10 protein-coding genes are annotated in these 13,224 nt (G+C 64.9%); 3 read left to right on the top strand and 7 right to left on the bottom strand.

Annotation, left to right across the window (positions count from 1 at the left end):
- Positions 1-33: 33 nt before the first annotated feature.
- The gene (locus VGU00_RS01700; protein WP_327464851.1) at positions 34-3,447 is read left to right on the top strand and encodes an efflux RND transporter permease subunit; all 3,414 of its coding nucleotides are present in this window, start codon (positions 34-36) and stop codon (positions 3,445-3,447) included.
- A gap of 70 nt (positions 3,448-3,517) precedes the next feature.
- The gene (locus tag VGU00_RS01695; protein WP_327464849.1) at positions 3,518-4,783 is read left to right on the top strand and encodes a DUF445 domain-containing protein; all 1,266 of its coding nucleotides are present in this window, start codon (positions 3,518-3,520) and stop codon (positions 4,781-4,783) included.
- Here the strand turns inward: VGU00_RS01695 and VGU00_RS01690 are convergent.
- The gene (locus VGU00_RS01690) at positions 4,780-5,571 is read right to left on the bottom strand and encodes an SDR family NAD(P)-dependent oxidoreductase (RefSeq protein ID WP_327464847.1); all 792 of its coding nucleotides are present in this window, start codon (positions 5,569-5,571) and stop codon (positions 4,780-4,782) included. The two genes, VGU00_RS01695 and VGU00_RS01690, sit on opposite strands and share 4 nt — an antisense overlap.
- Positions 5,572-5,617: 46 nt before the next feature.
- Between VGU00_RS01690 and pepN the strand changes: the two genes are divergently transcribed.
- Positions 5,618-8,215 carry an aminopeptidase N gene (pepN, locus tag VGU00_RS01685; RefSeq protein ID WP_327464844.1) on the top strand — a complete coding sequence of 866 codons (2,598 nt, stop codon included), beginning with the start codon at positions 5,618-5,620 and terminating at the stop codon, positions 8,213-8,215.
- Between the two features lie 2 nt (positions 8,216-8,217).
- On the opposite strand, the gene VGU00_RS01680 is transcribed toward pepN, so the two are convergent.
- From VGU00_RS01680 to VGU00_RS01655, 6 genes are all read right to left on the bottom strand, one after another.
- Entirely contained in the window at positions 8,218-8,538 is a 321-nt protein-coding gene (locus VGU00_RS01680) for a multidrug efflux SMR transporter (protein ID WP_327464842.1), read from the bottom strand.
- A gap of 120 nt (positions 8,539-8,658) precedes the next feature.
- Positions 8,659-9,573, bottom strand: coding sequence for an alpha/beta hydrolase (locus VGU00_RS01675; RefSeq protein ID WP_327464840.1), 915 nt, complete (start codon positions 9,571-9,573; stop codon positions 8,659-8,661).
- A gap of 101 nt (positions 9,574-9,674) precedes the next feature.
- Entirely contained in the window at positions 9,675-10,274 is a 600-nt protein-coding gene (locus VGU00_RS01670) for an ABC-type transport auxiliary lipoprotein family protein (RefSeq protein ID WP_327464838.1), read from the bottom strand.
- Between the two features lie 11 nt (positions 10,275-10,285).
- The gene (locus VGU00_RS01665; protein WP_327464836.1) at positions 10,286-11,227 is read right to left on the bottom strand and encodes an MlaD family protein; all 942 of its coding nucleotides are present in this window, start codon (positions 11,225-11,227) and stop codon (positions 10,286-10,288) included.
- Positions 11,227-12,093 carry an ABC transporter ATP-binding protein gene (locus VGU00_RS01660; protein WP_327464834.1) on the bottom strand — a complete coding sequence of 289 codons (867 nt, stop codon included), beginning with the start codon at positions 12,091-12,093 and terminating at the stop codon, positions 11,227-11,229. The genes VGU00_RS01665 and VGU00_RS01660 overlap by 1 nt, the downstream gene beginning before the upstream one ends.
- A complete protein-coding gene (locus VGU00_RS01655) occupies positions 12,093-13,199 on the bottom strand; it encodes an ABC transporter permease (protein ID WP_327464832.1) in 1,107 nt (368 codons plus the stop codon). The genes VGU00_RS01660 and VGU00_RS01655 overlap by 1 nt, the downstream gene beginning before the upstream one ends.
- Positions 13,200-13,224 lie beyond the last annotated feature (25 nt).

Here is a 13,224-nt window from a genome sequence, read left to right as displayed (position 1 = left end):
GGATAGATATTTCGTGCACAAGGGCGTTTGATCATGAGCTTTCGCAACATTTCCGCCTGGTGCATCCGCAATCCGGTGCCGCCGATCGTGCTGTTCATCCTGCTGCTGCTGGCGGGGGTGGTCAGTTTCAACCGGATGGACGTCAACGACAATCCCGACGTCGAATTCCCGATGGTGCAGGTCGTCGTCGTCCAGCCCGGCGCGGCGCCGTCCGAACTCGAAACGCAGGTCACCCAGCGCGTCGAAGCCGCGGTGCGCGCGGTCAGCGGGGTCGACGAACTTTCCTCCTATGTCGGTGAGGGCAACAGCCGCACGATGGTGCAGTTCGCGATCGGCACCCCGATCGACCGCGCCTATAACGACGTCAACCAGGCGGTGCAGCAGATCCGCAGCGACCTGCCCGACGGCATTCTCGAGCCGCAGGTCGTGCGCGTCGATGCCGCCGGCGGGCCGATCACCTATTTCGCGGTCGAAACGTCGGACATGACGCTCGAACAATTGAGCTGGTTCGTCGACAATACGGTGGCGAAGGACCTGCTTTCGATCCCCGGCATGGCAAAGGTCAGCCGCTCGGGCGGCGTCAATCGCGAAATCCGCGTCATCCTCGATCCCGCGCGCATGCAAAGCTATGGCCTGACCGCGAGCCAGGTGAACCAGCAGCTGCGGCAGGTGAACGTCAACGCCGCGGGCGGGCGCACCGAAATCGCCGGTTCCGAACAGGCGGTGCGCGTGCTCGGCAACGCCGAAAACGCCTTCCAGCTCGGCGAGACACGCATTTCGATCGGCAATGGCCGCACGATCCGCCTTGCCGACGTCGCGTCGGTGACCGACGGCTATGCCGAACAGCGGAACCTTGCAAAGATCGAGGGCAAGCAGGTGCTCTCCTTCTCGATCGAAAAGGCGAAGGGCGCATCGGACGTCACGATCCACGACGAGACGATGAAGAAGCTCGCCGAGATCAAGAAATCGAACCCGCAGGTCGAATTCAAAATCCTCTTCACGCGCACCGAATATACGAAGGAACAATATCGCAGCTCGATGCTCGCGATGATCGAGGGCGCGGTGCTCGCCGTCGTCGTCGTGTTCCTCTTCCTTCGCGACTGGCGCGCGACGTTGATCAGCGCGCTCGCGATCCCGCTGTCGGCGATCCCGACCTTCTGGTTCATGGACATGATGGGCTTTTCGCTGAACGGCCTGTCGCTGCTCGCCTTGAGCCTTGTTGCGGGCGTGCTCGTCGACGATGCGATCGTCGAGATCGAGAATATCGTCCGACACATGCGCATGGGCAAGACCGCCTATCAGGCGTCGATCGACGCGGCCGACGAAATCGGCCTTGCCGTCGTCGCGACGACGATGTCGATCGTCGCGGTCTTCCTGCCCGTTGCGTTGATGCCGGGCGTGTCGGGCCAGTTCTTCATCCAGTTCGGCCTGACCGTCGTGTTCGCGGTGCTCGTCAGCCTTGCGGTCGCACGCATGATCACGCCGATGATCGCTGCCTATTTCCTGTCGGCGCAGGGCGAACAGGATCACGCGTCGGGCCCGTGGGTCGATCGCTACGAACGCCTGCTGGCGTGGACGCTCGACAGTTCGAAGCAGAAGGCGATCAAGGCGCGTTATGAAGAGGTGCCGACGCGATGGAGCTTTGTGGCGGTTCCTTTGGTCGTCTGCGGTTTGTGGCTCGTCGGTCGTATATTGATGTTCTTTCAGCCGGTGACATCCGGCGACGCCCCAAATCCCGCGATGTATTTTTTGCTTTTGACGCCCGTTCAGCTTTTCGTGACGTACGTCGTCGCCACAGCCGCGGTCGCTTTTGTTGGAGGGCTGGCGTGGTTGGTCGGGCTACGGCAATATGCATTCACGAAATGGTCAAAATATGTTGCCCAACGCGCCTACGCGCGTCTGTTCGACCATCGCGTCTGGATCGTCGGCATCGGCTTCCTGTCGCTCGTCATGAGCGTCGTCCTGCTGATGGTCCTGCCGCAGCAGTTCCAGCCGACGATCAATAGCGACTACAGCCAGATCCGCTACGAGCTGCCGCCGGGATCGACGCTTGCGCAGAGCGAGCATATCTCGAACCAGATCAGCGCAATCCTGTCGAAGGACAAGAATGTCGAAAACGCCTTCTACGAGGTGAATGTCGGCGATGGCGGGGTCTATATCACGCTGAAGAAAAAGCGTGAGATCAGCAGCGTCGAATGGGAACGCAGCCTGCAGCCGAAAATGGCGGCGATCCCCGATGCGCGGGTTCATTTCCAGAGCCAGTCGGGCGGTTTCTCGGGCCGCGATATCACCTTCGTCGTCGGCGGCGACGATCCGGTCGCGCTCGAAAAGCACGCACGGTTGATCGTGTCGCAGATGGAGAAGCTGAAGGAACTGCGCGGCGCGCGGATCGAAGGCGATATTCCGCGTCCCGAGATCATCGTGACCCCGCGGCTCGACCTTGCCGCCGAACTCGGCGTGACGACCTCGGCACTCAGCCAGACGATCCGCATCGCGACGATCGGTGACATCGACCAGAACGCAGCGAAATTTTCGCTGTCCGATCGCCAGATCCCGATCCGCGTGCTCTTGTCCGAAGATTCGCGGCGTACGCTGGCAACGATCGAGAATCTGCCCGTCCCGACGGCGGGCGGGACGACGGTGCCGCTGAAGTCGGTGGCGACGATCGGCTTCGGCGCCGGGCCGACCGAATTGCGCCGCTATAACCAGACGCGGCGTATCGTGATCGGCGCCGACCTCGCGCCGGGTTTGGTGACGGGCGACGCGCAGAAAAAGATCGATGCGCTGCCCGCGGTCAAGACGATGCCGCAGGGAATCCGCAAGGTCATCCAGGGCGACGCCAAATGGCAGGCCGAACTGATCATGAATTTCTTGATCGCGGTTGTGTCGGGCTTGCTGCTCGTCTTTTCGACATTGGTGTTGCTCTATCGCCGCTTCGTATCGCCGCTGGTCAACATGTCGTCGTTGTTGCTCGCACCGCTGGGGGGCCTGCTCGGGCTATGGATTGCTGGCATGGAAATCTCGATGCCCGTCTATATCGGCTTGCTCATGCTGCTCGGCATCGTCGCGAAAAACTCGATCCTGCTCGTCGATTTCGCGATCGAGGAGATGGATCATGGCGTCGAAAAGCGCGCGGCGCTGCTCGACGCCGGACGCAAGCGCGCACAGCCGATCGTCATGACGACGGTCGCGATGGTCGCGGGCATGGTACCGACCGCGCTCTCGCTTTCGGGTGACGGGGCTTGGCGCGCGCCGATGGGCGTTGTCGTGATCGGCGGCCTCATCCTGTCGACCTTGCTGACGCTGGTCATCGTGCCCGCGGGCTTCAGCCTTGCCGACAGCATCGAAAAGCGTCTCGGCCGCTTCTTCTCGAGCAATTTGCTCACCTACCGGAAGGGCGACGATACCAAACCGCACGGCGCGCCGACGCCCGAACCGGCGGAGTAAGGGTGATCGGCCGGCGCGGTAAGCCACTGCGCCGGTTGCAACCTTTGCGGCAATTCGCCATTTGGTTTTTATGACCGACCGCATACTTCCCCGCCCGATTGGCGTCGCCATTCCGGCGAAAGGGTCGAATATCCGCGTCGTCGCGACGGGCCTGCTCGTCGTCATGGCGTTCGTCTTCATCGGCGCCAAATATTTTCAGGACGTCCATCCGGCGATTGGTTTCGTCCGCGCCTTTGCCGAAGCGGCGATGGTCGGCGGGCTTGCCGACTGGTTCGCGGTCACCGCGCTGTTCCGCCATCCGATGGGGCTGCCGATCCCGCACACCGCCATCGTCCCGCGCAACAAGAACCGCATCGGCGACACACTCGCGCGCTTCCTGCTCACCAATTTCCTGCTGCCGCGCCTGATTGCGCGCAAGATGCAGACGGTCGATGTCGCGGGCGCGGTCGGCAAATTCCTGTCCGAACCCGGCGAGGGCGGCGGGCGGTTGCGGCTCGGCGCGTCGCGCATCATCGCCGATGGTCTGGGTGCGCTCGATCAGCAGCGGCTCGGCGGCATGGTCAAATCGGCGATCGCCGACCGCTTGCGCGAACTCGACGTCGCGCCGCTGCTCGGACAGGCGCTACAGGCCGCGCTGGCCGAAGGACGCCATCAACCGCTCCTCGACGCGATGGTCAAATGGGGATCGAAGACGCTCGAACTCAACGAGCATCTGATCCACCAGATGGTCCACGACAATTCGAATGCGATCGTGCGCTTTACCGGGCTCGACGAAAGCATCTCGAACCGCATCGTCGCCGGTCTGTCGAAGCTGCTGAGCGAAATGGCGGTCGACGAGACGCACCCGCTGCGCATCCGCGTCGAGGAAGGGCTCGCGAAGATGGCGCTCGACCTGCAGCACGATCCCGAAGTGAAGGCGAAGGTCGCGAAGGTCCGCGACGAGCTGCTCGAGAACAAGGCGGTCAAGCGCTGGCTCGACGGCCTCTGGGAACAGGGGCGTAGCGCGCTGCTCAAGGCCGCGCGCAATCCCGACACGATGCTGGCGGGCCGCATCGGAGAGCTCGTTACGCAGTTCGGCGCGATGCTGGGCGAGGATGCGGGCATCAAGCGCACGCTCAATCGCTACGCGCGCCGCGCCGTCGTCGGCATGGTCGACAGCTATGGCGAGACCGCGCTCAAACTGGTGTCGGACACGATCCGCGGCTGGGATGCCAAGACGATCACCGACCGGCTCGAAAATGCCGTCGGCGACGACCTGCAATATATCCGCATCAACGGGACTTTGGTTGGCGGCCTCGTCGGCGTGCTGATCCACACGGTCGATGTTTTGATCTAGGCGCTCGCCGCCAGCCCTTCGCGAAAGCTCGGATAGCGCGGGCTCCAGCCGAGCAAGCGTTTCGCCTTGCCGTTCGCGACACGGCGGTTCTCCGAATAAAAGGCGCGCGCGGCGGATGAGAGGCCGGCTTCGTCGAGCGACTGGAGCGGCGGCAGCGGCGCGCCGAGCATCGCGCTGCCCCATTCGACCAGTCGGTTCTGGTGGCAGGGCTCGTCGTCGGCGAGATTGTAGACGCCCGCCGGCCCCCGCAGCGAGGCGATGACGCCGCCTGCGATATCGTCGATATGGATACGGCTGAAGACCTGACCCGGCAGGTTGATGCGGTGCGCGCGGCCTTCCACAATGCGCTCGAGGATCGAGCGGCCCGGACCATAGATGCCGGGCAGGCGAAAGACCCGGACATCGCTACGTAGCACTTGCCATGCTGCATCGGCAGCATTTCGGTCGAGGCGGCGGCCCTTGATCGACGCACTTTCGTCGACCCAGGCTCCGCCCGTGTCGCCATATACGCCGGTCGAGGACAGATACCCGACCCATGTCGCGGGGGTGAGCGCGACGGCCTCGCCATAACGCGCAAGCACGGGGTCTTCGCCATCGACCGGCGGAACCGAGGAGAGGATATGCGTCGCCGACCGCAGCGCCGTCAGCACCGCGCCGTGGTTGCCGAAAGCAAGGCTCCCATCGCGTCCGTCGCGCGTTGTTCCCGTCACCTCCCATCCGCGTGCGCGCAGGCGCCCGGCGAGATGGCTCGCCGCATAGCCCATTCCGAAAATCAGCATCTGTCCCATGGCGCGCCTTATTGCGCGTGCGCGCCGCGATGCCTAGATCGAACAGATGACCGACGCCTCCTCCACGCCCGCCATCCCCGTCACCATCCATCGCAGCGACTATCGCGCGCCGGACTGGTCGATCCCCGACATCGCGCTCGACTTTGCTCTGGGGATCGATGCGACGAAGGTCGGCGCCGCGCTGTCGGTGGTACGCGATGCCGCTGCGCCGGTGCCGCTGGTGCTGCGCGGCGATGGGCTGACCCCGGCGGCGGTGCGCGTCGACGGCGACGTGTGGAACGACTGGCGGATGGACGGCGGCGACCTGATCGTCGACCTCGGCGACCGGACGCGTGCGACGGTCCAGATCGATACGCTGATCGACCCGGCATCGAACACCCAGCTGTCGGGCCTCTATGCGTCGAACGGCATGCTCTGCACCCAGTGCGAGGCCGAAGGCTTCCGTCGCATCACCTTCCACCCCGACCGGCCCGATGTGCTCAGCCGCTACAAGGTGCGGATGACGGGCGACAAGGCGCAATTCCCGATCCTGCTGTCGAACGGCAATTGCGTCGAACAGGGCGAAGCGGGGAGCGATCATTGGGCGCTGTGGGAAGATCCCTGGCCGAAGCCCTCCTATCTCTTCGCGCTCGTCGCGGGCGACCTTGTCGTCAACAGCGACCGCTTCACGACGATGTCGGGGCGCGAGGTCGAACTCGGCATCTGGGTCCGCGGCGGCGATCAGGACCGGACCGGCCATGCGATGCAGGCGCTCAAGGACAGCATGAAATGGGACGAAGAGGTCTACGGCCGCGAATATGACCTCGACCTCTTCAACATCGTCGCGGTCAGCGATTTCAACATGGGGGCGATGGAGAACAAGGGGCTCAACATCTTCAACACCCGCTATATCCTCGCGGACCCCGACACCGCGACCGACCTCGACTATGACGGGATCGAAGGCGTCGTCGCGCACGAATATTTTCACAATTGGTCGGGCAACCGTGTCACCTGCCGCGACTGGTTCCAGCTGAGCCTTAAAGAGGGCTTCACCGTCTTTCGCGACCAGAATTTCTCCGCCGATATGGGGTCGCCGCCGGTCAAGCGGATCGAGGATGTCCGCCTGCTCCGCGCTGCGCAATTCCCCGAGGATGCGGGTCCGCTCGCGCACCCGATCCGCCCCGACAGCTTTCAGGAAATCTCGAACTTCTACACCGCGACCATTTACAACAAGGGCGCCGAGATCATCCGCATGATGGCGACGATGGTCGGCCCCGAACGCTTCCGCAAAGGCACTGACCTCTATTTCGACCGCCACGACGGCGAGGCGGCGACGTGCGAGGATTTCGTGCGCGCGATCGAAGAGGGTGCGGGGATCGACCTGACGCTGTTCCGCCGCTGGTACGAACAGGCGGGGACGCCGCGCATCGCCGCGCGGATCGATACCGATGCCGCCACGGGCGAGCGCACGCTGCACCTGTCGCAGACGGTTCCGCCGACGCCGGGGCAGCCCGACAAGGCGCCGATGCTGATCCCGCTGCGCATCAAGGCGTTCGACCTCGACGGCGGGCACGGCGACGAGACCGAACAGCTAGTGCTCCTCGATCGCGCCGAACTCGCGGTGCCGCTCGGCCAATATCGCAGCCGGCCGATGCTTTCGATCAACCGGGGCTTTTCGGCGCCGGTGATCGTCGATTTCGCACGCGAGGACGGCGAGCTGGCCTGGCTCGCGGCGCATGACGACGATCCGTTCGCGCGCTACGAGGCGTTGCAGCAGCTCATTCTCGACACGCTCGTCGCAGCGGTGTCGGGCGAGCGCGCCGACAATCGCGCGGTGGTCGAGGCGGTCGCGCAGACGCTGGCGGGCCGCGCCGGCGATCCGGCTTTTGTCGCCGAGGCGGTGCTGCTGCCGAGCGAAGCCTTCATCGGCGATCAGATGGTGACGGTCGATCCCGATGCCATCCGCCGCGAGCGGCTGGCCCTGCAGGCTGCGATCGGCAAGGCGCTCGAAAGCGAATGGCGCGATATCCTTGCAGGTGCCGCGCCGTCCGCCACCGACCTGTCGCGGGCGGCCAAGGGTGGCCGCCGCCTGCGCGGCGTTGCGCTGGCCTATCTGGCGGCGACCGACATGGCCGACATTCCGGCGCTGGCGTTCAGTATCTTCTCGAATACCGACGGCATGACCGAACGCCAGGCCGCGCTCGCGACGCTCGCGCATGGCGACAGCGACGAGCGCGTGGCGGCGCTCGATATCTTCTATCAGCGCTATCGCGACAATCCGCTCGTCCTCGACAAATGGTTCCAGGTGCAGGCCTGGTCGCTGCGCCCCGACACCGTCGATGCGGTGAAGGAGCTTGCGCAGCACGCCGACTTCACGCTCGCCAACCCCAATCGCGTGCGCTCGCTCTACGGCGCGCTGACGGGCAATCAGGCCGCCTTCCATCGCGCCGATGGCGCGGGGTACCGGCTGATTGCCGACCTCGTGATCGCGCTCGATCCCAAAAATCCGCAGACCGCGGCGAAGATGATCCCGCCGCTCGGCCGCTGGAAGCGTTTCGACGAGGGACGGCAGGCGCTGATGAAGGCCGAACTCGAACGCATTCTCGCGCAGCCCGGCCTGTCGCGCGACGTCACCGAGCAGGCGTCGAAGAGCCTGCTTGGATAAACTCAGGTCGACGAGAAGAGCTTGGTTCCGACGACGCCGATGACGATCAACGTCATGAAACCGATCTGGACGCCGTTCACCTTCTCGCCGAACCAGAATATGCCGCCGATGATCACGCCGACGGCGCCGAGTCCGGTCCAGATGGCATAGGCGGTTCCGGCAGAAATGCCGCGCATCGCAAAGGCGAGCAGCGCCATGTTGAGGAAGCTCAGCGACACGGGGACGATCGACGCCTGCCACGATCCGATCGTCGCGGCCCATTTCAGGCTGAGCGCCCAGATAATTTCAGTAAAAACGGCGATCGCGAGGATGATCCACGCCATAGGACGGTCCTTTCAAGTCTGCGGGCTCGAAAGGAAAGGGCGCAGCCGGAAACCCGGAAGAGGCTGTGCAGGCGGGTGCCATTAGGGCCGAGGATGCGGAATGGCAACCCGCGAGGGCGCTCAGGCTTTCGCGAGGAAGGCGAGGATATCCGCGTTGAGGCGTTCGACATGCGTCAGCGGCAGGCCGTGCGGGGCGCCTTCGTAGATGCTGAGCGTCGCACCGGGAAGCAGCGCCGCGGTGGCCCTCGCGGTGATCGCGAGCGGCGCGGAGGCATCGCGGTTGCCGTGCACGATCAGCGTCGGTACGCCGATCTTTCGCACGTCGGCGCGGAAATCGGTAACGAAATTGGCCTGGGCGAGCTGCGCTGCACCGAGCAGCGACGTCGACATCATCATATCCTGGCCCCATGCCACCATGGCGGCCGAGGTGTCGGGGGTGAAAAAGGGCTTCGTATTCGCCGCGATCCACGCCGGGAAATCGCGCGCGAGCAGGTCTGTGCCGGCGGCGAGCGTCACGGGGTCGATGCCGCCCGGATTGTCGGGGCGCTTGACCAGGCAGGGCGTGATCGTGCCGACGAGTATCACACGCGCGACGCCGCGCCCGCCGTGCCGGGCGAAATAGCGCGCCACTTCGGTGCCGCCCATCGAATGCGCGACGATGGTGACGCCATCCAGCGCCAGCCCGTCGATGATCGACGCCAGATCGTCGGCCAACGTGTCATGGTCGTAACCCTGACCCGGGTCGGCCGAACGGCCGTGCCCGCGGCGGTCATAGGCGATCGCGCGATAACCTTTCCGTGCCAGCCCAAGCATCTGATATCCCCAGAAATCGGATGGCAGCGCCCATCCGGCGAGGAAGAGCACGGGTTTGCCCGCGCCCCAGTCGCGGACGAATAGCGACGTCCCGTCCTTCGCAGCGACGAAGCTTTCGGCGGACCGCTTTGCTGCGGGCGCGGCGGCATGACTACGCAGCGGCGCGGCGAGCGCCCCCGCCGCGACGAGGCCTGCGAACGACATGATCTGGCGTCTGTTCATCTGTCTCTCCTGTCAAAACGATGGAGAGACGATAGGGAGGGCATCGACCCGAAGCGATTACCCGTCAGGTAATCGAAAACGCTACGGGCGAAGAAATGTTTTTACGTGCCCAGCCAGCCGGTCACCTCGCCCGCGACCTTGTTTGCGGCGCGCGTCAGCGCTTCGCCAACGGGTTTGGCCTCGACCTTGCCGCCGATCGCCTCGCGCGCCTCGAAGCGGCGCTGGGTGACAGTCTTGCCGCCCGCCGATACGAGCATCGCCTGGTAGACGACGACGACCTCGTTGGTCGCCGCATCGACACCGAATTCCATCAACTGGCCCGCGAGCTGTTCGCCGGGGGCGGTCAGATATTGGCCTTCGTCGAGCACGACGCGCGACGTCCGCGCGGACACGGTTTCGGACACGAGCCGCTGGAACAGGCGCGATGGCGCCTCGACCCATTGCGCGTCCTTGACATAGGTAACGCTCGCGCCGTCCTGCTGCACCGGGATGCGCGTGGTGCGCAGTTTTTGCGGCGCGGTGGGGATCAGGATCGTCAGCGTCGCGGCTTCGGACGCGGTGCGTGCGCCGCCCGCGGTCGGTGCCGCATCGGCATCGAGCGTCAGCAGGAAGGGTGGGGTCTTGCCGCCTAGGCCGATGCACGCCGAGAGCGAGACGGCGGCGACAGCGACGAGCAGCGGAGCGCGGAGGCGGCGGATCATGGTTTCGGTCCTCATTGCTTGTAATCGGGCAGCTTGCTGCCGCTGATGATCGCGCCGGCACCCTGCTGGTCGAGCTTGTCGGTCAAACTGGATAGCGACGCGGAAGTCCGGCGCAGGTCGCGGATCAGGGCATTGGCCTCGGGAATCGTCGTTTCACTGAAGGTCTTGAGCCCCGGCCGTGCGTCGGAGATTGCGGCCTCGAGCGTCGCCATAGACGCGTTGGCCGATTTCAGCGTGTCGCGCAGGTTCGCCATCGCCGGGTCGACGTTGCGATCGATCGTGCCCTGCGCCGATGCGGCGAGATTGCCGATCTGTTCGGCGGCGTTACCCGTCTGCTGGATCGCGATGCGCGTGTCGGCGAGCGCGCGTTCGATCGCCGGGCCGTTGCGCGCGAGGATCGCGGTCGAGGCTTCTACATTGTTCAGGATGCCGCGAAGGCTCGCCTGATTTTCATCGTCGGCGAGTTCGGCGAGCCGTTCGGTCAGCGTCGACAGGCGCTGGAGCAATTGCGGCGCGGTGTTGAGCAGTTCGCCGAGACCGCCGACGCGTGCGGGGATCACCGGTTTGCCCGCGGGCCCCTTGTCGGCGATCGGCGGCGCGCCCTTGACCGCGCCCGACAGCGAAATCTGCGACACGCCGGTGAAGCCCACGCCTTCCAGTGCCGCGGTCGTGCCTTGCAGGACGGGCACGCCCTCATTGACCTCGATGCGCACGCGGACGAACTGCGGATCGTCGGGCCACAGCGCGATTTCGCGCACCTGTCCCGACGGCACGCCGGAAAACTGGACCTGCGCGCCCTTGTTCAGTCCGTCGACCGACTGTTTGAAGAAGATATCATATTCGCGCTTTGCGCCGCCGCTGTCGTTGGCGAGCCAGACGACGAAAAAGGCGAGCGCCGCGGTGAAGAAGAGGACGAAAGCGCCGACGAGCACATTGTTCGACCGTGTTTCCATCAGCTTTTCCTATCCTGCCGCTCGGTGGCGATGTTGCAGCCTGCGGCTGCGCGCCCGCGGGGGCCATTGAAATAATCCTGTATCCACGGATGCTCGGTGGCAAGCAGTTCGGGGATCGTTCCGACCGCGATCACTTTCTTCTCTGCCAATACCGCAACCCGGTCGCAGGTTGCATAGAGCGAGTCGAGATCGTGGGTGATCAGAAAGACGGTAAGACCCATCGTGTCGGCGAGTTCGCGGATGAGTTCGTCGAACTTGGCGGCGCCGATCGGGTCGAGCCCCGCGGTCGGTTCGTCGAGGAACAGGAGCGCGGGGTCGAGCGCGAGCGCGCGCGCAAGGCCGGCGCGCTTGACCATGCCGCCCGACAGTTCGGCGGGATATTTCGGCCCCGCGTCGGGGGGCAGGCCGACCATCGCGACCTTGTAGGCGGCGATTTCGTCGAGCAATCGCTGGTCGAGCCGCGGATAATATTCGCGCAGGGGCACCTGGATGTTTTCGGCGACGCTGAGCGTCGAAAACAGCGCGCCGCCTTGGAACATCACCCCCCAGCGCCGCCGCAGGTCGCGCGATTCCTCTTCGTTGGCGATCGTGTCGAGGGTCTTGCCATAGACCTCGATCTCGCCCGCGGCCGGCGTCTGGAGTCCGATGATCGAACGCATCAGCACCGATTTGCCGGTGCCCGATCCGCCGACGACACCCAGAATCTCTCCTGAACGGACGTCGAGGTCCAGATTTTCGTGGATCACGGCGTCGCCGAACTGGTTCTTGAGCCCGCGGATGCAGATGGCCGTCTCGAATTTTTCGGGCCGCACCGCGTCGGCGGCGGCAAGCTCCTCCTTGATCTCCTGTTCGACCTCGCCGTTCATCAATTCCACCCCAGCGAAGAGAAGAAGACGGCAAACATCGCGTCGAGGACGATGACGAGGAAGATGGCGGCGACCACGGCCGAGGTTGTCCGCTGCCCGACCTCCTCGGCGTTCTGGCGAACCTGCATGCCTTCGTAGCAGCCGGTGACGCCGATCAATATGCCGAACACCGGGGCCTTGATCAGCATGATCCAGAAATCGGTCATCGGAATGATTTCGCGCAGCCGCTGGATGTAGGTGAGCGGCGGGATGTCGAGCCCGATCCAGACAAAGGCACCGCCGCCGGCAATCGCGCACAGGCTGGCATAGAAGCCGAGCAGCGGCATGGTGATCGTCGACGCCGCGACGCGCGGCAGTACGATCGCTTCCATCGGCGATACGCCGATCGTGCGCATCGCATCGACCTCTTCGGTCAGTTTCATCGTGCCGATCTGTGCGGCGAAGGCCGATCCCGAACGTCCCGCGACCATGATCGCGGTCATCAGCAAGCCAAGCTCGCGGATCGACGCGCGGCCGACGAGGTTGATCGTGAACACCTCGAGCCCGAATTGTTCGAGTTGCACCGCCCCCTGCTGGGCGATGACGATACCGATCAGGAAGCTCATCAGCCCGATGATCGGCAGCGCGTCGACGCCGACGGTCTGGAAACGCGTGACGACGGCGTTCCAGCGCAGGCGACGGCGCGCGCGGATCTGGGTGCCGAGTGCGATGATCATCGCGCCGAAAAAGCCGACGATGCCGACCAGTTCGTGCCAGATCGCGACGCTGGCGGTACCGACCTGTTCGAGCATCCGGACCCACGCCGGGCGGCGGTCGCGGTGGACGCGATATTCGCTCTTGTCGCTCGCAAGCGCGTCGAGCAGCCGTTCGGCCTCCGGGCTCGCGCCGACGATCTTCGAGCCATGTTCGTTGACCGTTCGCGTCACGATCCACGCGCCGACGGTATCGATGCGTTCGAGCGCCGACAGGTCGAGCGTCGCGATCGGTCCGAGCGCTTCGAGCCGTGCGGGGACGTCCCCGAGACGGGCCAGCGTCAACCGGCCGGTGAAGCGAACCTCGGCACCATCGACACCGTCGCTATGTTCGAAATCCGCCCGGGCCACCATCGTGCGGGGGACACTGGCTTATTTG

Source organism: Sphingopyxis sp. (genome assembly GCF_035944815.1).
Lineage (GTDB): Bacteria > Pseudomonadota > Alphaproteobacteria > Sphingomonadales > Sphingomonadaceae > Sphingopyxis.
Note: the sequence above shows the minus strand (reverse complement) of the source record. Positions and strands in the feature narration are given on the sequence as shown.